General features: G+C 70.0%; 22 protein-coding genes. 9 read left to right on the top strand and 13 right to left on the bottom strand.

Annotated elements, in window-relative coordinates:
- Window positions 1-115: 115 nt before the first annotated feature.
- Complete coding sequence (locus HED23_RS14785; RefSeq protein WP_238441951.1) at window positions 116-991, bottom strand: carbohydrate ABC transporter permease; 876 nt, start codon at window positions 989-991, stop codon at window positions 116-118.
- Between the two features lie 682 nt (window positions 992-1,673).
- Between HED23_RS14785 and HED23_RS14780 the strand changes: the two genes are divergently transcribed.
- Window positions 1,674-2,750, top strand: coding sequence for a LacI family DNA-binding transcriptional regulator (locus tag HED23_RS14780; protein WP_420803031.1), 1,077 nt, complete (start codon window positions 1,674-1,676; stop codon window positions 2,748-2,750).
- 89 nt (window positions 2,751-2,839) lie between these two features.
- Here HED23_RS14780 and HED23_RS14775 read toward each other — a convergent pair whose 3' ends face one another.
- The 4 genes from HED23_RS14775 to HED23_RS14760 are packed head-to-tail and all read right to left on the bottom strand — an operon-like array spanning window position 2,840 to window position 5,721.
- The gene (locus HED23_RS14775) at window positions 2,840-3,580 is read right to left on the bottom strand and encodes a cupin domain-containing protein (RefSeq protein ID WP_203183886.1); all 741 of its coding nucleotides are present in this window, start codon (window positions 3,578-3,580) and stop codon (window positions 2,840-2,842) included.
- Window positions 3,577-4,248 (bottom strand): DUF6807 family protein, encoded by a 672-nt coding sequence (locus HED23_RS14770; protein WP_203183885.1) that lies wholly within the window; start codon window positions 4,246-4,248, stop codon window positions 3,577-3,579. The genes HED23_RS14775 and HED23_RS14770 overlap by 4 nt, the downstream gene beginning before the upstream one ends.
- Complete coding sequence (locus HED23_RS35685) at window positions 4,139-4,573, bottom strand: DUF6807 family protein (RefSeq protein ID WP_203183884.1); 435 nt, start codon at window positions 4,571-4,573, stop codon at window positions 4,139-4,141. The genes HED23_RS14770 and HED23_RS35685 overlap by 110 nt, the downstream gene beginning before the upstream one ends.
- Window positions 4,570-5,721, bottom strand: a complete 1,152-nt coding sequence (locus HED23_RS14760) for a Gfo/Idh/MocA family protein (protein WP_203183883.1) — start codon at window positions 5,719-5,721, stop codon at window positions 4,570-4,572. Before HED23_RS14760 ends, HED23_RS35685 begins: the two co-directional genes overlap by 4 nt.
- A gap of 250 nt (window positions 5,722-5,971) precedes the next feature.
- Here HED23_RS14760 and HED23_RS14755 point away from each other — a divergent pair, with 250 nt between their 5' ends.
- Entirely contained in the window at window positions 5,972-7,003 is a 1,032-nt protein-coding gene (locus HED23_RS14755) for a LacI family DNA-binding transcriptional regulator (protein ID WP_203183882.1), read from the top strand.
- 383 nt (window positions 7,004-7,386) lie between these two features.
- Window positions 7,387-7,812 (top strand): hypothetical protein, encoded by a 426-nt coding sequence (locus HED23_RS14750; RefSeq protein WP_203183881.1) that lies wholly within the window; start codon window positions 7,387-7,389, stop codon window positions 7,810-7,812.
- Between the two features lie 250 nt (window positions 7,813-8,062).
- On the opposite strand, the gene HED23_RS14745 is transcribed toward HED23_RS14750, so the two are convergent.
- The 3 genes from HED23_RS14745 to HED23_RS14735 form a co-directional block, all read right to left on the bottom strand.
- Window positions 8,063-9,859: an ABC transporter ATP-binding protein gene (locus tag HED23_RS14745; protein ID WP_203183880.1), complete on the bottom strand. Its 1,797-nt coding sequence runs from the start codon at window positions 9,857-9,859 to the stop codon at window positions 8,063-8,065.
- A gap of 692 nt (window positions 9,860-10,551) precedes the next feature.
- Window positions 10,552-10,995, bottom strand: a complete 444-nt coding sequence (locus tag HED23_RS14740; protein ID WP_203183879.1) for an SRPBCC family protein — start codon at window positions 10,993-10,995, stop codon at window positions 10,552-10,554.
- 254 nt (window positions 10,996-11,249) lie between these two features.
- Window positions 11,250-11,750, bottom strand: coding sequence for a cupin domain-containing protein (locus tag HED23_RS14735; protein WP_203183878.1), 501 nt, complete (start codon window positions 11,748-11,750; stop codon window positions 11,250-11,252).
- A gap of 349 nt (window positions 11,751-12,099) precedes the next feature.
- On the opposite strand from HED23_RS14735, the gene HED23_RS14730 reads away from it, so the two are divergent.
- From HED23_RS14730 to HED23_RS14710, 5 genes are all read left to right on the top strand, one after another.
- On the top strand, window positions 12,100-12,843 hold the full coding sequence (locus HED23_RS14730; RefSeq protein ID WP_203183877.1) for a LamG-like jellyroll fold domain-containing protein: 744 nt from the start codon (window positions 12,100-12,102) through the stop codon (window positions 12,841-12,843).
- A gap of 385 nt (window positions 12,844-13,228) precedes the next feature.
- Window positions 13,229-13,966, top strand: a complete 738-nt coding sequence (locus HED23_RS14725) for an SDR family oxidoreductase (protein ID WP_203183876.1) — start codon at window positions 13,229-13,231, stop codon at window positions 13,964-13,966.
- Between the two features lie 148 nt (window positions 13,967-14,114).
- Complete coding sequence (locus HED23_RS14720) at window positions 14,115-14,972, top strand: PaaX family transcriptional regulator C-terminal domain-containing protein (RefSeq protein WP_203183875.1); 858 nt, start codon at window positions 14,115-14,117, stop codon at window positions 14,970-14,972.
- Window positions 14,973-15,172: 200 nt separating this feature from the next.
- Window positions 15,173-15,538 carry an iron chaperone gene (locus HED23_RS14715; RefSeq protein ID WP_203183874.1) on the top strand — a complete coding sequence of 122 codons (366 nt, stop codon included), beginning with the start codon at window positions 15,173-15,175 and terminating at the stop codon, window positions 15,536-15,538.
- Window positions 15,539-15,969: 431 nt separating this feature from the next.
- Complete coding sequence (locus HED23_RS14710; protein WP_203183873.1) at window positions 15,970-19,248, top strand: ATP-binding protein; 3,279 nt, start codon at window positions 15,970-15,972, stop codon at window positions 19,246-19,248.
- 26 nt (window positions 19,249-19,274) lie between these two features.
- On the opposite strand, the gene HED23_RS14705 is transcribed toward HED23_RS14710, so the two are convergent.
- From HED23_RS14705 to HED23_RS14695, 3 genes are all read right to left on the bottom strand, one after another.
- Window positions 19,275-20,132: an ABC transporter permease gene (locus tag HED23_RS14705; protein WP_203183872.1), complete on the bottom strand. Its 858-nt coding sequence runs from the start codon at window positions 20,130-20,132 to the stop codon at window positions 19,275-19,277.
- Window positions 20,129-21,169, bottom strand: coding sequence for an ATP-binding cassette domain-containing protein (locus HED23_RS14700; protein WP_203183871.1), 1,041 nt, complete (start codon window positions 21,167-21,169; stop codon window positions 20,129-20,131). Before HED23_RS14700 ends, HED23_RS14705 begins: the two co-directional genes overlap by 4 nt.
- Window positions 21,170-21,324: 155 nt before the next feature.
- Window positions 21,325-22,164, bottom strand: a complete 840-nt coding sequence (locus HED23_RS14695) for a shikimate dehydrogenase family protein (protein WP_203183870.1) — start codon at window positions 22,162-22,164, stop codon at window positions 21,325-21,327.
- Window positions 22,165-22,314: 150 nt separating this feature from the next.
- On the opposite strand from HED23_RS14695, the gene HED23_RS14690 reads away from it, so the two are divergent.
- Window positions 22,315-23,073 carry a thioesterase II family protein gene (locus tag HED23_RS14690; protein ID WP_203183869.1) on the top strand — a complete coding sequence of 253 codons (759 nt, stop codon included), beginning with the start codon at window positions 22,315-22,317 and terminating at the stop codon, window positions 23,071-23,073.
- A 211-nt stretch (window positions 23,074-23,284) separates the two neighbouring features.
- Here HED23_RS14690 and HED23_RS14685 read toward each other — a convergent pair whose 3' ends face one another.
- Complete coding sequence (locus tag HED23_RS14685) at window positions 23,285-23,503, bottom strand: DUF5988 family protein (protein WP_203183868.1); 219 nt, start codon at window positions 23,501-23,503, stop codon at window positions 23,285-23,287.
- Window positions 23,500-24,213: a 4'-phosphopantetheinyl transferase family protein gene (locus HED23_RS14680; protein ID WP_203183867.1), complete on the bottom strand. Its 714-nt coding sequence runs from the start codon at window positions 24,211-24,213 to the stop codon at window positions 23,500-23,502. The genes HED23_RS14685 and HED23_RS14680 overlap by 4 nt, the downstream gene beginning before the upstream one ends.
- Between the last annotated feature and the right edge of the window lie 219 nt (window positions 24,214-24,432).

The raw sequence follows: 24,432 nt of genomic DNA, 5'->3' as shown, positions 1-24,432 counted from the left end.
CCCGGGCTCCGTCTGTCCGCGCCGGGGAACGGTCCGCTGTCGGAATGTCAGTCGTCATAGAACACCCAATACTTCGAGGCCCAGAAGTTGATCGCGGTGAAGGCGCCGATGATGATCAGCAACAGCCAGGCGAGTGCGGACGCGTAGCCCATTCGGAAGGACCCGAAACCCTCCTGATACAGGCAGAGGGTGTAGAAGAGCGTCGAGTCGGCGGGGCCGCCCGTCCCCCGGAGACCACGAATGCCTGGGTGAAGGACTGGAAGGCATTGATGATTCCGAGCACGAGGTTGAAGAACACCATGGGGGTCAGCAGCGGCAGGGTTATCGAGCGGAACTGCCGCCAGGTGCTCGCTCCGTCCGTCGAGGCCGCCTCGTAGTACTGCCGGGGAATCTGCCTCAGTCCGGCGAGGAAGATCACCATGGGTGATCCGAACGTCCAGACGTGCAGAAGGATGATGGTCCACAGCGAGGTGTCGGGATCCGAGATCCAGCTCCGGCCGACCACACCGAAGAGGCCGAGGAAGTCGTTGAAGAGGCCGTCCTCGCCGAAGACCACCCGCCAGAGCACGGCGATGGCCACGCTCCCGCCGAGCAGGGACGGGAGGTAGAGGGCCGAGCGGTAGAAGGAGAGACCTCGCATTCCCCGGTCGAGCAGCAGAGCGAGACCGAGGGCGACGGCCAGCTGAAGGGGCACGCCGATCGCGACGTACATGAAGGTGACTGCCAGCGAATTGTGCAGCCGGGCGTCGTCGAGCATGCGCGCGATGTTGTCGAAGCCCGTGAATTCGGCACTCTGGAGCAGGTTGTAGTCCGTGAAGGCCAGATAGAGCGACACGAGCATCGGGCCCGCTGTCAGCCCCACCACACCGATGAGCCACGGCAGCAGGAAGACGATGGCTGCCTTGTCGTCACGCCGGCCGGCCCTCTTCTCGTCCTTGCTCAGGGGACGTTTCCGGTCGGAGGAGATCCGGCGCAGTTCAGCGAGACTCATGGCGCCCCGCCCCGTGACGTGACGGCTCCATGGAGACGCCGGATCACCGAACGCCGTCAGGTCTCGACAAGGCTCCGTCCGAGCGAATGATGAACCCATGGGGCATTTCCCCTGACTGTAGGACCGGATCACTTCTGAACAGGGATTCCGAAAGTCTCCGGAATGCCCGAGTTGGCGTGCGACGGGGCGCCCTGCCGGGCACCAGGCCGAAAGGGGCGTGAGCGGCGAACAGGGTTGTAACGTTTCAAGCGAAGACCGGCATGGATCGCACGAATTGCCTTCCGTTGATCAGCCAAGAGTGTTCCGCGGGGACCTTCGCCCCGCACACCGGTACCGATTCCGCTCGGCGCACGGGTCGGGACTCCCCCGGTGGAGGGAGAGGCAACACCCTTTCGGGAAAAGCTTGTCGCGGCTCCGCGGGAGACGATCCGGCATTGCCACCGACTGACCGGATCCCGCTTCACCAGGAGCCTAGGCACCCCACTATGTTGACGTCAACATCCGTGCGCGCGGGAATACGGGCCCGGGCGGGGCCGCCGCGAATTCCCCTTCCGGCAGCACGCGACCCGGCGAACCGGGCGAACACCGAGCGGACTTGGGCGCCGCCGGGTTTCGGGAACGCCCGCTCGCATACCCTGGCGGGATTCACCTACCACTCGGTGGACGAGGCCTGGAGGATCCCATGGACGGCGTGCGAGCAGAATCCGGGCAGGAGCGGCAGCGACGGCGCGACGCGTCCATCGACGACGTGGCACGGCTGGCCGGTGTCTCGGGCCAGACGGTGTCCCGTGTCGCCAACGGCCGCAGCAATGTGGGTGCCGCGACCCGGGAACGTGTGCTGGCCGCCATGAGCGAGCTGGGGTACCGCCCCAACAGTGCTGCCCGCGCACTGAGATCGGGCCAGTTCCGAAGTATCGGGGTCATCGTCTTCACCCTTGCCTCCTACGGGAATCTACGGACCCTGGAAGCGGTCGCCGCAGCGGCCACCGAGCGGCGCTACACGATCACCTTGATGCCGCTGACGCGTCCGACCCACGCCGATGTGAGCCTTGCCCTCGACCGTCTGGGCGAGCAGGCTGTCGACGGGGTCATACTGCTCATCGAATCGCACCTGGTGGGTGATGCCGAAGCACGGCTCCACCGGGGGGTCCCCGTCGTGGTGGTGGACTCCCGGACGGCCGATCGGTCCGCCGTGGTGGACACCGACCAGTTCGCGGGCGCCCGCCTGGCGACCGAGCACCTCCTGGACCTGGGTCATGAGACCGTCTGGCACGTCGCCGGACCCCGGGACTCCTACTCCGCCGGCCTGCGCCTGCAAGGCTGGCGTGACACCTTGCTGGCCCACGGCCGGCCGGTGCCCGAACCGGTGCACGGCGACTGGTACTCCGACTCCGGCTACGCCGCCGGGCGGGAACTCGCAGCCGAGCCGGGCCTGACAGCCGTCTTCGCCGCCAACGACCAGATGGCCCTGGGTGTCCTGCGCGCCCTGACGGAGGCGCGACGGCGTGTACCCCAGGACGTGAGCGTCGCCGGCTTCGACGACATGCCCGAGGCCAGGAATTGCATCCCTCCCCTGACGACCGTCCACCAGGACTTCACCGCTATCGGCAGAACAGCCGTGCACGCGCTCGTCCAGGAGATCGAGGGCGGACCACCCGCTGCGTACAAGGAGATCGCCCCTCGGCTGACGGTCCGGGGCAGTACGGGCAGACCTGCCGGCCGTCGGCCGGGAACCCCCGCCCCCGCGGCCGGGGGGTGAGTGGTCGGCCACCGCTGGCATGGACGTCCACCCGCCCTTCGGACATGAACGACTCGTAGGGCGCGGGACCTCTCCGCCCGACGGGACGTTCAGAGCTGCCAGGTCTGGAGCCGGCCGCACATGCCGTACCGTGCGGGGCCCGGCCGTGCGGCCTGCTCCACGACCGAGGCGTCCGCGAGGTGGCCGGCCCCGCCGGAGGCCAGGGAGGCGAGCGCGGAGACCGTCTCGGCCGTACTCCGCTCCACGCCCGCCCGGACGATCGCCCGCCACTCGGGCACCCGGGACGCGACCAGGCGCCCGGCGGCCGCGTGGAGATCCGCCAGCCCGGCGCCCCCCTCGCTGTCCACACGGGCGCGGAGCTCCGCGTACCCGGTGAGGGCGAGGTCGCGCCGGCGGCGAGCGGCGTCGGCCACATGAGGATCGTCGGGACCTTCCTGCGACTGTGCGGGGAGCGCCGCGGCGTCCCGGTACCGCCCCGGGTCGGCGAGCACCTCGCCGGGGAACGTCAGGACGGCGTCCCCCGCCTCGGGCAGGCCCGCGTTCGACATCACGACGAGGACTTCCAGGTCTCCGTCGTTGACCAGCCGGTGGACGACCCCCGGCGTGAACCACACGACCTTGCCGGGGAACAACCGGTGTACCGCGTAACCGTCCTGACCGAGCGTCTGCACGGCCCCCTCCCCACCGATGACCACATACCCCTCCGACGAGGTGGTGTGCAGGTGCGGGGTGCCGCTGCCCACCGGTCCCGGAGTGTCGGCTGCCGGCCAGTCGTAGACCCTGAGCCTGCTGACGGATGTTCCTCCCGGGAAGGGCGGACGCGCGCTCATCCCGCTCCCTTCTCGCTCTTCTCTGCCTTCTCGCTCCGGGACAGGGCATCGCGGCCGAGCCTCGCGAGCAGCTCCGCCCGTTCGGGATCGCCGGCACCGTCGGCGATCACGACGGCGTAGCGGAAGGTGAGCGTCTCTCCAGGGCCGAACGGCACCTCCTCGCTGAAGAACGGCGCCGGGTTGGCACAGCCGAACAGCTCGGTCCGCATGAACCACTGCGGCGGATGCAGGGGGTTCGCGTTGTCGTCCACCATGACGAGGGTGGAGGCCCCGCCACGGTCGTCGTGGCGGCCGCTGAAGCCCATCCATTCGGCGCGGGTGCCGCGTACCTCCTCGCCGCCGGCTACACCCGGGGCCAGAATGGTGCCTTCGGTGAACGAGCGGGTCCCGCGCCAGAACAGACCGCCGTAGCCCGCGTTCTCACGCCCCTTCGTGGTGGGCGAGCCGATGTCGAGGCGCTCGTCACCGACGTTGGTCATGACCGAGGAGAAGGTGAGCACCCACGCGTCCTCCGCCCGAGGGACGGACACCGACCAGTGGCGCTCCTCCTCGATGACGTCACTGCCGCGATCCTGGCCGGGCAGCGGCTGGGCGCGCCAGGTGAGATGGTGTCCCAGGCTCACCGATTCCGCGGTGACGGTCAGTCCGGCGAACCTTTCGTGGTCCATGGAGCCGTTGTTCTAGCTGGACGTAGTCCTTGCCGTGGACGTAGGTCGGCCCGCCCCAGAAGTTGTGCTCCCCTACGACGGGCAGGGACCAGGTGATGCCCTTGTGCCATACGTGGTCCCACGGCCGGAACGCCGTGACGACATCGCCGCCGAGCGTGCGCACCGGGTGGAAGTACGGCCGGGGTGACTCCAGTTGCACGTCGTCCGGCGTATAGACGTACGTGAGCAGGGGGGTGCCGTCGTGGGTGACGGTGACCGCCCGGTCGACGTCGTGGGAGGCGTGCAGCCCGGCGTCGCGTGCGGTGGAGAGTCCGGTACGGGTCACAGCGGTGCGCCTTCCAGCGAGAGGTCTTCGGCCCACGGGGCGCCGGCCCCGTCCATGCGGGTGTAGAAGGGGTGACCCGGGACGATCTCCCCCTTGCGTACGGTCTTCCCGGTGAACGCCGAGGCGTACATCGCCGCGACGAGTTCCATCGTGTCGCGCGCCTCGCGCAGCGGAACGGGCAGTGGCGCACCGGCGTCCATGGCGTCGAGCACGGCTCCCACCTGGTCCGCGTGACAGCTCCGGGTGTCCGGGGCGACAGCGGCCAGTGAGTCCCTCACCGATTCGTGCCCCGGGGCGGGCGTGATCGTCCAGTCGTCCTCGGAGTACCCGTAGAGGTGCTCGACCTCCACGGTCGCCAGCTCCGTGTCGATCCGCAGGACCGAGGTCTCGCGCGGCGACAGCAAGGAGTTGACGATCGTCGCCAGCGCCCCGCCGTCGAACCGCACCAGCGCCGTGGACACGTCCTCGGTGGCGGTCTCCCGGGCGAGGCGCGCCGCCATGGCGCTCACCTCGGTCCAGTCGCCCAGGAGCGCGAGCAGCAGGTCGAACTGGTGAATGCCGTGGCCCATGGTCGGCCCACCGCCTTCGACGTCCCACTTCCCACGCCACGGCACGGCGAAGTACTCAGGCGGCCGGTACCACATGGTGTCGCAGACCGCGACGAGCGGACGGCCCAGGGCTCCCTCGCGCAGCAGTTGACGCAGCCTCAGCCCGGCGGCTCCGAAGCGGTGCTGGAAGACGACGGCGACGTCCACACCGGTGCGCCCGGAGGCTTCAAGGAGCACGTCGAGTTCGGCGAGGCTCAGGGCCGGCGGCTTCTCGAGCAGGACGGGCACTCCGGCCTCGATGCACTGGAGCGCCAGAGGCACGTGGGATCCCGGCGGGGTGCAGACATGGGCAAGGTCCGGCCGCTCCTGCAGCGCCTGGGCGAGATCGGTGCCCCAGTGCGGAATCCCGTGCTCGGCCGCGAAGGCCTCGGCGCGGCGGGAATCGATGTCGACGGCCGACACGACCGCCGCACGCCCCCGGTGGGCGGCGACCGCGGCGGCATGGGCGTGTGCGATGCCGCCGGTACCGACGACGAGGTGGCAACGCTCGGGCTCTGCGTCGGCGAGCGGCTCCTGGGAGCTCGGGGCGGGCTCGTTCACGATTTCCTTTCGTGCTGTCCGTGGCTGGCGACTGCCTGTTCCGGTGACTGCCTGTCAGTCGTATTTAGTGAACGTTCACCACGATGGTGATCGTTCACTATTGGTCCGTCAAGAGGCTGGACGCATTTATCGGGCCGGGCACCCCGCCCCGCGACCCGGCACCTCCCCGGGCGCCGCAGCCGTGGGCTAGGATCGTGAACGATCACAAAAGCTCGGTGCGTCCTGGCTTCGAGGTGAGAGGAGTCGGGCTGTGCCCACAGGAGCCGAGGGCCGGAAGCGCCCGACGATTCGCGAGGTCGCACAGGCTGCGGGCGTCTCGCACCAGACCGTGTCGCGGTACGTCCAGTTCGACGGCGCCGGGATGAAGAGCGCCACCCGCGAGCGGATCAGCGCCGCGATCCATGAGCTCGGCTACCGGCCGAACCTCACGGCACGAGCCATGCGCACCCATCGGACCGGCCGTCTGGCCGTACTCCTGCCCGCCGGGTCCGCCGCCAGCTCACTGCCCATGCTCACCGGTGCGACCACCGTGGCGCACGCATCCGGGTACCACCTGGAGGTGGTGACGCTCGACCGATCGGCGGGCCCTCGTACGGAGCGTGTGAACGAACTGGCGGACTCGGGCCAGTTCGAGGGGCTGGTGTCCCTCACGCCGCTCCTGCCGGACCTCGCCCGGTCCACACCTCCGGCAGTGCCCGTCGTCGTGGCCGCCGACTACGACAGCGAGATGCGCGCACTGGGAGAGATGGCGGACGGGTCGCCGGTCGCCGAGCTCATGGAGCGGCTCGCCGGGGACGGTCACCGGTGCTTCCTCCACGTCGCGGGCGACCGCGCGTACGCCACGGCACGCAGCCGCGAGCAGGTGTACCTGGAGACGATCGACCGCCTGGGCCTGCGTTCGGCCGGGGTCGCGGCGGGCGACTGGTCCCCCGAGTCCGGGCGGCAGGCCGTCATGGACCTGCCGCCCGGCACGGAGGTCACCGCGGTGATCGCCGCCAACGACGTACTCGCCGCCGGAGTGGTGCGCGGGGCGACCGAGCGGGGGTGGCGGGTACCTGAGGACCTGAGCGTCACCGGCTGGGACAACAACCCGGTGGGGGCTTGGCTCCCGCCCACACTGACCACCGTCGACATCGACTACGAGGCCCTGGGGCGGCGGGCCATGAACCGGCTGATCTCCGTACTGCGGGGCGCCGCGATCGACGAGCCGGTCTCGCCGGTGACACAGGTGCTCTGGCGAGGGTCCACGTCACGGGTCCGGCCGGGGGCCACGCTCCACTGAAGGCCCCACCTCGTCCAGCTCGATGGAGCGCAGGCCCGCCGCGACGGGCTGTGCCGGCTCCGTACGGGGCCGACTCCGCACGGCCCGGTGGAAGGGACGAACTCTGACAAACCGTCAGGTTTTTTCCTTTGCCGACGCCGGGCCGGGTGCCGCTGCGGTGACGGTCGCCGCCTCGCCGGCGGTCGTCGTGGCCGGACCGGCGGAAGGCGAGGCCGCAGGGACCTACTTCCTCGGGGTCGCTGCGAACCCTGCGGGCCGACCGGTGGACATGGCGCTGCACCCGGGTGAAGACGGACACATGGCCCGAAACCATTGCCGGACTGGCCATTTCCATCAGTCGAAGCGTCGACATCGACGCCTAAACCGACTCGGAATGAATGTGCGTGAAGTTCGATGGGCGCGCAACAATGGTCACCCTGTTCGCCCTGGGCACTGCAGCCCTCGGCGCCGGCACCGCTTCCGCCCGTCCCGGGGATGCCGCCCCCTTCTCCATCCAGCGCAACAACCCGGTGAACCTCTCCCTCATCGACGCGTCCGGCGGGGCCTCGTTCCTCCAGCATCTGATCAACGCCGGCCCCAACGGCGGGCACGGGGCGAACATCGTTCCGCCCCCGCCGGCCTCCTCGACGGACGGCGGCGACGGCGAGGGCGGACACGCTTGCAACGGGACCCTGCAGACAGCGAACAACAACCGCTGCGGCAAGAGTTCGGACGTCGACGCCGGTACCCGCATCGACAAGAGCAAGCGCGTCGACGTGAGCAAGGATTCCTACGTCGACAACAGCCGCCGCCTGCTCGGCCTGTTCTGACATCCATGCGGCCGGCGGGTCGGACGCGCGGCACCTGTCGCTGATCCGCTGACCGGATGTGTGGAGAGAAGAAGGCACTGATGGCCCCCGGAGAACCTCCCGGGCGGCTTGTCCCCGGCCGGTGGCGCCGGCCGGGGACGGCTCCACGGGGCACGGGCCGCACTCTCCGGCCTGCTTTCCCGCCGCTTTCAGGGCCTCCCCGCCAGGGCAGCCTCTTCAGCAGCCGGCCATGGAAGGAACCCCGTCCGCATCACCTCTGGCGGGCGGGCTGCAGCCCCGCGTACACCCCTCCCGCGCTCAGCAGCTCCTCGTGCGTCCCCACTTCGGCGACCCTGCCGCCCTCCATGGCCACGATCCGGTCGGCGCCCTGGATCGTGGAGAGCCGGTGGGCCACGACGAAGACGGTCCGGCCGTGCACGAGCCGGGTGAGAGCCTCCTGGACGAGCGCCTCGGAACGGTTGTCGAGCGCGGAGGTGGCCTCGTCCAGCACCAGGACCCTCGGATCACGTATCAGCGCCCTGGCGATGGCGAGACGTTGCTTCTGACCACCTGACAGCTGTGCGCCGTGCTCACCGATGACCGTGTCCAGGCCGCGCGGCAGACCGTTCACGAATTCCAGCGCGTTGGCGTCCCGGAGGGCGCGCGTCAGCTCCTCCTCGTCGGTGTCCCCCATGCCGTAGGTGACGTTGTCGCGGATGCTTCCCTCGAAGAGGATCGACTCCTGGGGCACCACGGACAGGAAGCGCCGGTAGGTCCGGAGATCGAGCCCGGCCATGTCCGTTCCGTCGAGCAGGATGCGGCCCGAGGTGGGCCTGATGAAGCCGATGAGCAGATTGAGCACCGTGGACTTGCCGGCACCTGAGGCCCCGACGAGGGCGATGGTCTCCCCCGGCCGCGCGGAAAGAGTGAACCCGTCGACCGCCGACGCCCCGTCCTCGTAGGCGAATCCGACGTCCTCGAAGTCGATACGGCCGACGACACTCTCGACTCTTGCCTTGCCGGCGTTGTTCTCCAGGTCGGGCGCCTGCAGCACCTCACCCGCCGAACGCACCGACTCCAGGCCCTTGGCCAGGACGGGAGCCAGGCCCAGCAGAGTCGTCACGGAGCCCGTCAGTACGGTGAAGAAGGAACTGAGCATCACCACGTCCCCGGGAGTGATGGCCATCCATCCGTGGTAGGCCACCAGGGCGGAGCCCGTCAGGCACAGGACGCCGAGCGTGTTGAGGATGACCCAGGCCAGCGACCCGAAGCGCCCGTTGATCATGTCCAGGCGCATACCGGCCGCGAAGACCTGGCGCAGCGACCCGTCGACCCGGCCGAGCGCTGTCCGCTCCAGGCCGTGGGCGCGGGTGATGGGGATGAGGGTTGTCATCTCACCGACGCGGGAGGAGAGTTGCTCGACCTCTCGACGGAACGACTCGTTGTGGCTGCGCAGCCGCCCCCGCAGTTTCATCACGAGGAAGCCGGACGCGGGCACCACGACGAGGAAGACGGGAAGGAACTCCGGCACACGCACACCGATGACGACGAGTCCGCCGATCAGCGTGACGACCGCGCCGAGCCCCAGGTCGGAGCTCTGTTGGACCATCTGTTCCACGGCTTCGACGTCACGCACCACCTTGGCCTGCAGCACGCTCGAACTCACCCGCGAGTGATAGCCGATGGACAGCTGTTGCATCCGGCGGCAGAGGGCCGAGCGCAAGGTCGTGCCCATGCGCCGGATACTGCCGGCCAGGCACCGTACGTACCACTGGTGGAGCGGGTAGTTGATCACGAGGATGAACAGCAGGACGCCGCTCGCCTTCCAGATGCCCGACTCGGGACCGTGCTGGACGACCACGTCGAGGACGGTGGCGGTGATCAGGGGCAGCAGCCAGATGGGGCTGTGTTTCACGACGAAGATCGCGACCGCCAGGGCCAGCCGGCCGCGGTCGGGGCGGAAGAGGTGGCCGAGGGTGCGGACCGGGTTCTCGCCGCGGTAGCGGTGATCGAGGTGGTCGAAAGGTGCCAGGGGTTCGGCGGAGAGCGATGAAAGCGCTTTCTTCATGCAATCATCCCACCCGCTCCCGACGCTGCCCACAACCCCCGTTCCACGGGAAGAGACGGCGAGCGGAGGGCCCCCTGCCGGAGGCCACCCGTCGCGCCGCCTCCTGAGGAAGCCGCCGGCCGGACCGCGCTCGCCCGCTCACGGAAGGCTTGCCCGAGGCCCACGCGGGTGGAGTGGCCGCCGAGCCCCTCCGGCCTGACGGCTCCTCCACGGCCTCGCTGCCGGGACGACCTGTGAATTCCTTGGGATCACGCTGCGTAATCCCTCGTCGACCGGGTATCGGGCGGAGATGTTCAGGTATAGGCGTGTACGAGTTCTGACCGTCCTGCTCAGCGGATGGGTGGTGCTGACCGCCGTGGAACGGTGGGCGGAACGGGCGCCGTGGCCGAGCGCGGTGCTGAGCGGGCTCCTGTGGGCCTGCGTGGTGGCCGGAGTCTGGTGGTTCGCCGAGTGGACCCAGTCACCGCTGCGGACCGCACGCGAATCGGCGGCCGCGCGCCGTCATCAGGACGAAGAACCTCACGGGCGGGACACGGACGGCCCGGGTGCCCGCCGGTCCGGTTCATCCACGCCGTCACGACACTGACCGTCCCAGGCGCTGCGACAGACGTGACCGCCCGTGCGCACCTCGGAGGTGCGCACGGACGGTCACCGTCCGGGGGACACTCCGCGCCCCGGCTGACGGTCCGTGGTCACAGGCCTCGATGGCCGTCACCCGCCGCCGTGGACTCGGCCAGCTTCTGGAACTCGCCCAGGTCGTAGTTGGCCAGTGCCGAGTCGAGGTTGGTCAGGGCACCAAGGTGCTCCACGAATCCGCTGGGGTCGTACTCGATCTGCAGGGCGACCCGGCTGGACGTGTCGTCGAGCCGGTGGAAGGTGACCACGCCTGCGTGATGCACGCCCTCGATCGTCTTCCAGGCGATCCGGTCCTGCGGGACGACCTCGGTGAGCTCGGCGACGAAACCCTTGTCGGCGCCCGGCAGGGACAGCTGCCAGGAGAACCGGCGCTCGTCCAGCGGATCGACCCGCCGCACGTGGCTCAGGAACTTCGGCCACTGCGTCACATCGCTCCACAGAGCCCAGGTGACACTGACCGGCGCCTTGATGTCGACGGTTTCGACGAGGGAGGAGGACATGAGGAGAACAACCCCTTCTTTGCTCGGTTACGCCTTGCGCTGCCGACTACCCGATAGTCGGCAGCGCACGCATTCCCCTCAGCCTCCCTGGCGCACCCTCCGCTCCCCTGCCGCGCCCTCCCCCGTCCGACCGCCTCCCGGTCGCCTGCGCCGCCAGATCGCACCGGCCGCCGCCAGGCGGTGCTCACGGCCGGGAGACACCGGCCACCGCTCGGGCGCGGCTCCGCCTCACGGCCGCCGGGCTGTACCCGCGCTCACGAGGCCTCCAGTGCGGCACGCCAGACCGCACTCTCCACGTAGTGGTTGTCGAAGCGCTGTGCGGACGCGGCCATCTCCTTCGGGTCCGCCTCACCCCGCATGACCCTGCCGAGCAGACGCAGGTACTCGAAGCGGTCCATGTGGCGGTCGAACACGAACAGGACGTCCGCGGTGGAGCCAGGAGCAGCGGCGAAAGCGTGCGGGGTATGGGGCGGGACCGCCAGGAAGTCGCCCTCCCGCAGGACCGTCACCTCTTCCCCGACGAGCACGCGCAGGGCTCCGTCGAGCACGAAGAACATCTCCGTCGCCTTGGTGTGGAAGTGGGCCGGTGCCCCCGCCGCGCCTTCGGCGAAGGTGGACCTGTAGCTGGTGAAGCCGTCGTCCGTGTGGCGGGCCTCGCCGAGCAGACGCATCGTGCTGCTCGGGTCGACACAGGTCTCGGCGTCGGCGTGACGGGTGAGTACCGGAGGGAAGGGGGTGGTCGTCTTCTCGGTCATGACTTGACTCTATGACCGCACAGGCCCAGTACCGAGAGCCATTTGAGCTTCGGAAACCTGGGCCAATCTCCTGCCCGTCCGGGGTCGCTCCGGGCCCTCCCGCCGCCGCGCGGCGCGTCTCCGCCGGAACCGCGGAGCACCGGCAGTCCAACCCGGCGCGTCCCGGAGGAAGTGTGCGACGGCGCACTCCGCCCGGCCTGCGGCGCCCGCCCGAGCGCCGTTACCGCCGGGTGCGTCGCCTCCTAGAGTGAGACGGTTCGCCGCCGCATTCCGCGACGCCGCCCCGGCACGGCGTACGGACACCCGCATCGGCAGGACCGCGGCGCGACCGACCGCAAGGAGAGTGCTCGTGAGTACCTACGACCAGATGATCCTTTCGGACGACCCGGTCCTGTTCCTGAGACTCGGCGGAGCCGGCACCGAGGTGTCCCCGGGCGGACCGACCGCGACGTACCACGGCTCCCCAGGACACACGCATCTGCCCAACGGCGACCCGGCCACCCTGTTCGACGGCACCAGCGGCCAGTACGTCGAAGTGCCGGACAACGACGCCCTGTCCGTCTCCACCACGGGAGCACTGACCATCGAGGCCTGGTTGCGCCCGGACGTGCTGGTCTTCCCTCATACGGAAGGCACCGGCTACGTCCACTGGCTCGGCAAACTCACCTATGCCACCGTCAACCAGTGCGAATGGGTCGCGCGCGTCTACTCCGCCGACAACACGGAGGGCCGCGCCAACCGCGTGTCCGGTTACGCCTTCAACCCGCCCGGCGGACTCGGCGCGGGCTCGTACTTCCAGGACCCCCTCCGGCCCGGCGAGTGGATCCACTACGCCCTGGTCATCACCACCGCACCGGACGGCCCGGCCGAGCCGCCGGGCCACACCAAGATCTACCGGGACGGGCGGCTGCGGGACAAGGACGCACTGGCCGACTACGACATCGTCCCTGGCAACACCACGTCGCCCGTGCGCATCGGAAGCGCGGCGCTGCGCTCCTTCTTCCTCGGGGGGATCGGCAAAGTCGCCGTCTACCCGCGGGAACTGCCCGAGGGCCGCCTCGCGGAGCACCACGCGGCCATGACTGCCGACTGACCACGCCGGCCTGGGCAGAGGCGTCGCACGTCACCCCCGCCTAGTTACGGCTGCCCAGCCCCGGACCGGCCGGCCGAGCGGCCGGCTTCCGGGATGCGCGGCGTCGCGGACCTCAGCTCGCAACGGGGGAAGCCGTCGCCGCTGCGTCCGCACGGGAGAACGACGGTGCAGACCACGCGGGGCAGGAGGGACGGCCATCGGGAGTGCGGGCCGCGGGCCGCAGCGATCCCCCACGCGTGCCCACGCACGGCATGCCGTCCGCCCACCCGCAGCCCACGCCGGAGAGGCGGAGAGGTGGAGCGCGTGCAGTCCCGCGGCGGGCGTGTTTCAGTGGACCGGTGAGTTGCACCAGGGACATGGACGTCCTCCGGCGGAAGGGCCTGTCATGAAGTTCGCTGTGGTCGGCGGTACGGGGCTCATCGGATCGAAGGTCGTGAAGAAGCTGGACGCCGGTGGCCACGAAGCGGTGCCCCACTCCCAGTCGACGGGTGTGGACGTCGTCACGGGCGACGGAGTGGAGAACGCGGTGGCCGGCGCCGACGTCATCGTCAACCTGACGAACTCCCCGACCTTCGACGAGGCCTCACCTGCCTTCTTCAGCCGCTCGATGGAGAATCTGCTGGAGGCCGGCCGGAAGGCCGGGGTGCGCCACTTCGTCGTGCTGTCCATCGTCGGCGTGGATCAGGTGCCCGAGCTCGACTACTACCGCGCCAAGACTCTGCAGGAAGAGATCCTCGCGGCGGGGCCGATCCCGTACTCCATCGTCCGCGCCACACAGTTCATGGAGTTCGTCGACTCGATCCTGAGCTGGACCGCCGACGGTGACACCGTCCGCCTGCCCACCACCCCGATCCAGCCGATCGCCGCTCAGGACGTCGCCGACGCGGTCGCCGAGGCCGCCGCGGCCACCCCCCTCCAGGGCATCCACAACATCGCGGGTCCCGAGGTGTTCGCTCTGGACGAGCTCGGCAGGATCACCCTCGCGGCCCGTTCGGACAGCCGTACCGTCACCACCGACGACACCGCCGGCATGTTCGCCGCCGTTCGCGGAGACGTCCTCACCGGCAAGGCCGACGCCTCGCTCGCCCCCACCCGCTACGCGGACTGGCTGGCGTCACGCTAGAGCGAACCGGTTCGCCGGACCTCGAACCGCCCCGACGCCGTCCCGGGGTCCTGCCGGGTGTGCGCCCGGGCCAGGCCGGACAGTGCACGGCGTCCCTTAAGCTGGGCGGGTTCGTGAACGGCATGGCTACGGGGGCAATGATGCGGACATGACTGCGCCGGCCCGATCGGAATCCCCCGGAGCGGCGAACCGCGACACCCGCCACGGCCCACTGATCACGACCCTCTTCGGACTGTACGCGCGAGGCGAGGCGAACTGGCTCTCGGTGGCCTCTCTCGTACGGCTCATGTCGGACCTCGGTGTGGAAGCACCCGCTGTTCGGTCCTCGGTGTCACGCATGAAGCGCCGCGGGATCCTCGACAGCGTGCGCCAGGAAGGGAGGGCGGGGTACTCCCTCGCCGACTCGACGCTGGGCACCATCGCCGAAGGCGACGTACGGATCTTCGAGCGGGCCCGGGCCACCGTCGAGGACGGCTGGATCCTCGTCGTGTTCTCCGTCCCCGAGACCGAGCGGGGGAAGCGGCACGAGCTCCGCACATGCCTGACCAGGCTGGGCTTCGGCAACGCCGCCCCGGGGGTCTGGATCGCCCCGGCGAACCTGGCCACGGAGACACGGGGGACGCTGGAGCGCCGTGGGCTCTCCGGCTACGTCGACATCTTCAGCGGGGAGCATCTCGCGTTCGGCGATCTGCGCACCAAGGTCAGCGCCTGGTGGGACCTGGACGAACTCACCACGATGTACGCCGACTTCCTCCGTCGCCACGGTCCGCTCGCCGACCCTTCCTCCTGGGCGCGGGCCACTCCGAGGGAGGCCTTCCGGGCGTACGTGCCCATGCTCACCGAGTGGCGTCGTCTGCCCTACCGCGATCCAGGCATCCCCCTCGCGCTGCTGCCGTCCGGCTGGAACGGGAGCACCGCGGGTTCACTCTTCGACGAACTGGACGACATCCTGAGGGATCGTGCGCGTCAGCACGCCCTCACGGTCATCCACCACGGCGCGGAGTAGAGGTAGACCGGAGCGCGATCGGCCCGCTCGGGACCGCCGGCCCGGCGAGTTCGGGTGCCCCGGGCCCGCTCCACGGCCGGTACGGCCCTTCCCCGGAAGCTCCCGTACGGGAGGGAGAGGGTTGTCGACGCCACACGCCACGTCCGGCCCGCCCCGGTCGGGCCGACCGCACCCATCCCGGCCCGGAGTAGGGTCGCCGTATGGTACGAAGCGGGGCAGAAGACGTCGACGGATACCTGGCTGAGGTGCCGGAGGACCGCAGGGATGCCCTGAGCAGGCTGCGCCGGCTGTGCCGTGCGGAGCTCGAGGGGTTCGACGAGGTCATGGCGTACGGCATGCCCGCGTACGAGCGGGCCGGGGTCGCGGAGATCGCCTTCGCGAGTCAGAAGCAGTACATCTCGTTCTACCTCATGCGGAGCGACGTCAGGGAGGCGTTCGAGGAGCGGCTGTCCGGCCAGGACATGGGCAAGGGCTGTCTGCGGTTCCGCAAGCTTGGGAGCATCGACTTCGACCTGGTGCGTGACCTGCTGAAGGCCACCGCGGCTTCCCCGGGCGAGATCTGCTGACAGTCGAGCCGTCGCCTACCGTGCAATACGCCACCGCGGCGTCAGGCAGTCCGCGACGGGAAGGTTCCGTGCCGGCCGCGTGGGGCTCGGGTCAACGGCGGTTCCGTGTGCGGGAACCTGCTTGTCCCCGGCGGCGGGGAGTTCGTGACGGCTGAGGCTCCGGGAGGTCGACGGTCGGAAGCGGGCGCGCTCCGGCGGAGCCCCGCTCCACCGCGCAGGCGCTGTGCCCGCCGGGCGGTCGCCCGTCGGGCGGTGCTACGTGCACCGCGCAGGCGCTACATCCGTCGGGCGCGTCTACGTCCGTCGGTCGGTGCCCCCCACCCATCGGTCGATGCCACGTCCATGGGGCGATGAGTGAACGAAAGCGACGTCGGAAAGCTTCAGTTCAGGCCCTTGCGCACCCCCGCCAAGCCATCCGGGAGAATGGGCACGTGCGTTACCAGATTCTCGGCCCCGCCCGTGCCTTCCGCGAGGACGGAACCCCCGTCGCCGTCGGCGGGGCCCGGCTGCGCGCGCTGCTCACCGCCCTCGCCCTGCGGCCGGGGCACAGCATCCCGGTGCCGGCCCTCGTGGACGCCGTGTGGGTGGACACGCCCCCCGCCGACGCGGCCGGTGCCCTTCACGCGCTCGTGGGCAGGCTGCGAAGGGCGCTCGGCCCGGGAACAGTGGCCTCGGCCGACGGCGGCTACGCGCTGCGTGCCGCTCCGGCCGACGTCGACGCCCACCGTTTCGAACAGTTGGCCCGTGAAGGCACCCGCACCCTGGCCGCGAACGACCCGGCGGCCGCCCTCGCCCTCCTCGATGAAGCCCTCGGACTGTGGCCGGGCGGGCCCGCCCTCGCCGACCTGCCCGAGCACAGCGCCGAAGCCGGGCGGCTCGGCACCCGGCTGCTCGCCGCCCGCCGGGAGCGGCTCGGTGCGCTGCTGGCGCTCGGGCGTGCCGAGGAGGCGTCGCCCGAGCTGATGGCTCTGTGCGACGAACATCCGCTGGACGAACCCCTTCAAGCGCTGCGGCTGCGGGCGCTGCGGGCCACCGGCCGAACGGCTGAGGCACTCGACGCGTACGAGACGCTGCGATGCGACCTGGCCGAACGTCTTGGCGTCGACCCGGGCGAGGAACTGCGCTCTCTGCACGTCGAGTTGCTCACTCCGGCCGGTCAGGAACCGTCTTTCGAGGAGCCCCGGAGGTCCGGAGGGAGGCTCCGGGCGCGCCTTACCAGTTTCGTCGGGCGGCAGGACGAGATCGCGTCCATCGGAACCGACCTCGCGCGGGCACGGCTGGTCACCCTGCTCGGCCCCGGCGGGGCCGGCAAGACCCGGCTGTCCATGGAGGCAGCGGAGGCGGCCGATGCCGAGCGGCGGTGGCCGGACGGTGTGTGGCTCGTCGAACTCGCTCCCGTAGCCGACCCGTCCACCCTGCCCGAGGTCGTACTCACCGCTCTCGGCGCCCGTCAGACGATGCTGCCCGGCGCGAAGACCGAGGAACTGCGCGCCGTCGACCGCGGCAGCGGGGACGCACCGCTGGTCCGGCTGACCGAGCACTGCGGCGGACGGAGAATGCTGCTGCTGCTCGACAACTGCGAGCACGTCGTGGACGCGGCGGCCCTGCTCACCGAGGAGATACTGGCCCGGTGCCCAGGGGTGACCGTCCTGGCCACCAGCCGTGAGCCCCTTGGGGTGCCGGGGGAAGTACTTCGCCCGGTCGAGCCGTTGCCCGGCCCGATGGCCCTGCGGCTGCTCACCGAACGCGGTAAGGCCGCACGTCCCGACTTCCGGCCCGAGGACGATCCTGAGGCCGCCGCCGAGATCTGCCGCCGGTTGGACGGACTGCCCCTCGCCATCGAGCTGGCCGCCGCACGGCTGCGGATACTCACGCCCCGGCAGATCGCGGACAGGCTCGACGACCGCTTCCTGCTCCTGACCGGCGGGGCCAGGACCGTACTGCCGCGGCAGCAGACCCTGCGCGCGGTCGTCGACTGGTCCTGGGACCTGCTCGGTGCCGAGGAACGTGCGGCCCTGAGCGCACTGTCCGTGTTCGCCGGGGACTGCGACCTGCCGGCGGTCGAGGCGGTGTGCGGGCCTGACGCGCTCGGTCTGCTCAGCTCGCTCGTCGACAAGTCGCTGGTCGTGGCGACAGCGCCGACCGCTTCCGGGACCGGCATGCGCTACCGGCTGCTGGAGACGATCGGCGAATACGCCGCCGAGCGTCTGGACGAGTCGGGGAGCCGGGCCGAGGTGGAGCGCCGCCACCTCGGCCACTTCCGGGAACTGGCCCGCCGTACCGACCCGCTGCTGCGCGGGCACGGACAGCGGGCGGCGATCGCGGTCTTCCAGAACGAGTACGAGAATCTGCGGGCCGCGCTGCGCCGAGCGGTGGCCGCCGAGGACGAGCACGAGGCGCTGTGCCTGGTCCACGCCCTCGCCTGGTACTGGCAGATCCGTGATCTGCGTGCCGACGCCAGGCACTGGTCCGCGGCCGTCGCCGCGCTCGGTCCCGACCCGTTCGCCGCCCCGGCGGCACCCGCCACACCGCTGTACGAGCGGTGCATCGACGCCCCGCCGCCCATGAGCCCGGATCTGCTCGTCGAGGCACGACGTGGTGTCCGGCTCATCCATCTCTCCTCCATGAGCCACGAACTCGACAAGTGGAACATGCCCGAGGAGGTGGAGTACTGCGGCCGGATCGTCGAGGTCTACTCGCCGGGTGTGCCGCAGACCTGCCGCACTCCAGGAGTCCTGTGGATCCACGCGGTCATGCTGACGGGTGATCCGGGCCGCCTGTTCCGGCTCGTCGACCAGGCCGTCGGATCCTGCCGCTCGCTGGGTGACGACTGGGATCTGGCCTCAGCCCTCCAACTGCGGGCGAACATGCTGGCCAACCGGGGCGACAAGGCCGCCGAGGCGGCCCGGGACGCCGATGAGAGCCTGGCGCTGTTCACCCGGCTCGGTGATTCCTGGGGTGCGGCGGAGGCACTGTCCGTCCGGGGCGAATCCTACGAGCGCATCGGTGACAACGTCCGCGCGGCGAAGGACTTCCGCGCCGCGGTTCGTCACGCGCAGCAACTGGGCGCGCTCTCCCAGGCCGCCGTGCTGAAGACCCGTCTGGCGGGCGTCATGACGGAGCCGGGGCAGGACGCGGAGGCCGAAGCGCTGCTCCGTGAGGTCCTCGCCGAGGCCGATCGGCACAGTCACATGGTCGAGCCCGCCGCGCGGATGACCTTGGCCGTCCGGCTGAACCGGACCGGCCGCACCGAGGAGGCGCGTGCCGAACTGGAACGGCTGCTCGGCACGTTCAGGTACTCCAGCCTCGCGATGTTCGAGGGACTCGTGCACGGGCTGCTGGCCTGGACGGCCAATCTCGACGGTCGTTACGCAGACGCGCTCGACCGGGCACGGGAAGCACTGGACCGGGCACGGGACCCGCTGGGCGCGTTGGTCGCGCCGCAGATGCCCGCGGTCCACCTGATGACCATGGCCCGGGCGCTGGCCGGACTGGGAGGAACGGACCGGGTCGCGAACGCGGCCCGCCTGCTGGGAGCGGCCGACGCCCTGCTGCCGCCCGGCTACTCCCCCGCCGCGCAGGAGCGCACCTCGCACGCGAACGCCGAAGCAGCTGTCCGGGCCGGCCTGGCGGACGCCGCCTACAGGACGCTGTACGCCGAAGGGGGCTGCCTCACGGTGGATGAGGCAGCCTCCCTGGCAGCTGTCTGAACCGCCCCGCCGGTGCGGGGCGGGGCTCACGTCTTGCTGCGGAACTTTGCTACGGCGAGCGGTGCGGTGAGCAGGGTGATCGCGGCTGCCCAGGCCAGGGTCACGACCGCGGAGTGGGCGACCGGCCCACCGCTGATCAGGCCGCGCGCCGCGTCCGCGAGGTTGGACAGCGGGTTGAAGTCCGTGAATGCCTGCAGCCATCCCGGCATCGAGGACGGCGGGGCGAAGATGGAGGACCCGAACTGCAGAGGCATCAGCACCAGCAGCCCCATGCCCTGCACGGTCTGGTTGTTCTTCATCGTGAGCCCCAGCAGGATGAAGACCCACATCAGCGAGGAGCCGAACACCGCGGACAGCCCCACGGACGCGAGCAGTCCGAGCACCGAGGTCTTGATCTCCAGCCCGAGTGCGAAGCCCACGCCCAGCAGGACGACGATGGCGACCATCATCCGGCCCAACTCGACCACGATCTTCGCGATCAGCACCGAGGACCGGGCGATCGGCATCGTCCGGAACCGGTCCATGACCCCTTTCTGGAAGTCGTCGTTGACGCCGCTGCCCACAGCCATGGCGATGTTCATGCCCAGCATCGCCATGAGGCCCGGCACGACGTAGTTGACGTACGCGTCGCTGTCGCCTCCCAGCGCCTTGCCCACCGAGCCGCCGAAGACGAAGACGAACAGCAGGGTGAAGACGACCGGCATCAGTACGACGTCGAACATCGACTCGGGGTCCTGCTTGATCTGCATGACGTTGCGCCGGGTGAGGGCGCCGATGTGCCGGAGGTTGGCCCGCAGGCCGATCCGCTTCCGGCCACCGGTGCCCCGCTTCGGAGGAGAGGACGGAGCGGTGGACGAAGAACGGGAAAGCGTCGCTGTGCTCATGCCGCGACCTCCTCGGGAACGGTGTCGGACGCCCGGTCCGCGGACTCGTCGGAGAGGGCGGAGGTGGACTTCTGCCCGGTGATCGCCAGGAACACCTCGTCCAGGCTCGGCAGGTGGGTGCTGATGTGCGCGATGCCGAAGCCGCGCGCGCCCAGCAGGGTGATCACCGCCGTCAGGTGCTCGTCGTGGAGGATCGGGACGTACAGCAGGCCTTCCTCAGGAGCGGTGTGCGCTCCGGCGATCGTGTCGAGGCCGGACTCGGTGACCGCCCGCTGCATGGCGGAGAGCTGTGCCGGTTCGGAAGGGCGGATCCTGAGCGTCCGGCCGCCGACCTTCGCCTTCAGCTCGTCCACCCCGCCGTTGGCGACGACCTTGCCCTGGTCGATGACGGCCAGCTCGCTGGCGAGTTGCTCGGCCTCCTCCATGTACTGGGTGGTGAGCAGGACGGTGACGCCCTCCCCCACCATCCGCTGGACCTCCGACCAGACCTCGTTGCGCGTGCGTGGGTCGAGGCCGGTGGTCGGCTCGTCCAGGTAGAGGACCGCCGGCTGCCCGATCATGGACGCCGCGAGGTCCAGCCGTCGCCGCATGCCGCCGGAGTACTGCATGGCGGGCCGCTTGGCCGCTTCTGTCAGGGAGAACCGTTCCAGCATCTCGTCCGAGCGACGCCGGGCGTCCTTGCGGGAGAGGTCGAGCAGCCGCCCGATCATGTAGAGGTTCTCCCAGCCGGACAGCTTCTCGTCGACCGAGGCGTACTGGCCGGTCAGGCCGATGATGCGGCGCAGCCCGCCGGGGTCGTTCACCGCGTCGCACCCGGCGACCATGGCGGTGCCCGCGTCGGGGCGCTCGAGGGTGGACAGACAGCGGACCAGCGTCGTCTTGCCGGCACCGTTGGGGCCCAGCACTCCGAGGACGGTGCCTTCGGGAACATCGAGGTCGACGCCGTCCAGTGCCTTGGTCCCGCCGTAGTGCTTGACCATTCCCCGCACCCGGATGGCGGGCGGGGAGGCCTCGGGGCTCGTGTCGAGTTGCGTCATGCCGTCATGAGACCAAGCTCGTCCGACATACGTCCGACATGAATCCGACAGGCGGCCGGCCCACCCCTCCGGCGCCGTCACCCGGGCGGTCGCCGGTCCGCGGCCTCCGGCTACCGGTGTCAGCGGTCCGGTCACTCCGCCTCGTCACCGGCGGTTCACGGCCCCGGCGGCTCATCGAGCCGGAAGAAGGTTCGGTAGAGGTCGAGTTGGTGGTCGAGCATGTGGGCACCGTGAAGGATGGGATGGCCGAGCGCGGCGGCGGCCTTCAGCAGGGCGGTCTCCCTCGGCTTCATGATCACGTCCGCCACGACGCACCGCGGGGCCAGGGCCAGCAGGGGGAACGGCTGCGGATCGTCGGGGCGCATGCCCAGCGGGGTCGCGTTGACCACGATGTCCGCGTCCTCGAGAGCCGGTGCCGCCTCGCCCCTGGCGCGGCCGGGCCAGTGTTCCTCCAGGCGTGCGACGAGGGCGGCGAGCTTGGCCGTGTCCGGGTCACAGAGCGTCAGTTGTGCGCAGCCCGCCGCCAGCAGAGCTGCCGCTATGGCGCTGCCGGCACCACCGGCGCCCATCAGGACGATCCGCCTGCCCTCGGGAAGGTGTCCGGCTCCGGTCAGTCCACGGACGAATCCGGTGCCGTCGAAGTTCTCCCCCGTCCAGCGGCCGTCCGGCTCGCGGCGCAGCGCGTTGACGGCTCCGGCCGCTGCGGCTGCCGGGCTCACCTCGTCCGCGAGGCGCAGGGCCGCGGCCTTGTGCGGGATGGTGACGAGGATGCCGTCCAGGTTCTTCATGCGTATGAGCCCCTGGAAGACATGGGCGAAGTCGTCCGGTTCCACGTGCACGGGAATCAGCACCGCGTCGGTGCCGAGGCGGGCGAAAAGAGGATTCAGGAGCGACGGTGCCCGGACCTGTGCGACGGGGTCCCCGAGGACGGCGTAGAGGCGGGTGCTTCCTGAGATGCGCGTCGGGGCGGAGACATCGGGAGGTGCGGGTTCCATTTCCTGCCTTCTGTGAGGAGTCTGTCTGTGGACGGTCCACCCCTAGCCGGAAGGTTAGGGGTTGTGCGCCATCGCCGGTGGCGGGAAGGGTGATGGAGGCATTCGGCCGGGCGGGATCCCGCTCGGGCCCGTGACTCGAAAGGATGTCAGGTGACCGCGCATCTCACCGACCCCAGCCTGTGGATCCGGCGGTTCCACCCCTCCGAGGACGCCAGGGCCAGGCTCGTGTGCCTCCCGCATGCCGGAGGGTCCGCGCCGTTCTACTTCCCTGTTTCCAAGGCGCTCGCGCCCGAGGTCGATGTGCTTTCCGTGCAGTACCCGGGGAGGCAGGACCGGCGCGCGGAGTCGTGCATCGAGAATCTGCCGGACCTGGCCGAAGCGGTGGTCGATCAGGTACTCGCGTGGGCGGACCGGCCGCTGGCGCTGTTCGGGCACAGCATGGGAGCCACACTCGGCTTCGAGGTCGCACTGCGGCTGGAGCAGAAGGGTGTGATGCCGCTCGTGCTGTTCGCGTCCGGACGGCGGGCTCCCTGCCGGCACCGCGACGAGAACGTTCATCTGCGTGATGACGACGGCATGATCGAGGAACTGCGCTCGCTCAACGGCACCGGCGCCCAGGTGTTCGGCGACGAGGAGCTGATGCGTATGGTGCTTCCCGCCATCCGCAGCGACTACAAGGCGGCGGAGACCTACCGCTACACCGACGGCCCGCGTCTCGCGGCCCCCGTTCACGCGCACACGGGCACCGATGACCCCAAGGCGAGCGTCGACGAGGTCGGGTCGTGGGCCGAACACACGGAGGGTGAGTTCGAGCTGCACACCTACTCCGGGGGTCACTTCTACCTCAACGACCATGCGCCGCAGGTGATCGCTTCGGTTTCCCGGACGATCGCCTCGCTGCTGCCCTGACAGCGCGGCCGGGACGGGCGTAGCCACGCCCCGGCCGGCGGCCCGGGCACGTACGAGTGCTTCCTCGTCGTCGGGGCCGACGGCGAGGAAGCACCGCGATCGGGGACCGTGCCCCGCACGTCTCGCACCCGCCACCGTGTGCGGCACGGATCGGGGCAGTGTGATGGGCCGGTCCCGGGGAAAGAACGCCGCCACCGGCCCACCGTAGTTGCTACTCCGCGAACTTCGTCGCCCCGGTCCAGGTGAAGACGCGCAGGGGGACGCCTCCGTGCACTTCGCTCTCCGCCGTGGGTTCGAAGTGCTCGTACCGGTTGCCACGGGGCAGCTTCAGCTTCTCGTCCAGCTGCTCGACATAGCAGATGCGCTGCTCTTCGGACAGGTAGGTGGAAGGCCCACCCCGGAGAATGACATTGGGCTCGACGATACTCATGCGCTATTTACTCCTCGGCTGCTGTCAAGGTTTCTGTCAAGGGATCCCCCCACGGCCGGCACAGCGATTGCTGTGACCACAAGACCGTTCCCGACTATCCAGCGGCCGGTGAATCCCCTGGGGGCATTATGAATACCGCGGACACCTTGCGGAAGGATGCGTGCGGAAAACGTTCCGTCCACCGGGTCTATCTCGATGACAGCGTCATCGAACTCAAGCGGCCGGTGGGTGAGCGGAAACCAAGTCTTATAGACACTTTCCTTGGCACTGAAGAGCATTCTGTCCCAGTGCACACCGGGGTGGCCGAGGAGGAGTTCCTTCGTCCTGACCTCTTCCTCGGGGAGCGCCACGGCCTCGAGGACGCCCTCCGGTAGCGGCTGGTTGGGCTCCGCATCGATTCCGACCGACGCAATCTGGGCAGCCCGGGCAACCGCCGCCGCCCGGTAGCCGCGGCAGTGGGTGATACTCCCCCGCACCCCTCCGGGCCAGAGGGGTTCCCCCCTTTTCCCCGAGAGGATGGGACGGTCCGAGGGGAACCCCAGGGACCCGAGGGCCGTGCGGGCACAATGGCGTCCCGTGGTGAATTCACGGCGCCGCGATTCCACGGAATCGCGGACCAGTGCCTCCTCCTCGGCAAGAAGGGTAACCTCCGGGGGGTCCTCGAAGACTTCGTGCGAAGCGACTTCCGCCGCGAGCAACTGCTCAATCATCGCCTTCACCGATTCCAGGCCGGTGGTCGTCCGACAACCACAGGGAAGGATTTTGTGAAGCGTATTTCTCCCCCGCCCGCGACGACACCCCTATGTCCGATCTCTCACCCCTATTTATATACCGGGCCCCCTGCATTCATGCGAACCTGAGCCACGGATGCGGGGGCACGGTCCATGCTGCGGTCGTGGCTGCCCGCGTGTGGACGGACTACGAGGAGC

This window comes from Streptomyces pratensis (genome assembly GCF_016804005.1).
Classification (GTDB): domain Bacteria; phylum Actinomycetota; class Actinomycetes; order Streptomycetales; family Streptomycetaceae; genus Streptomyces; species Streptomyces pratensis_A.
This window is presented reverse-complemented; position numbering and strand designations above follow the sequence as displayed.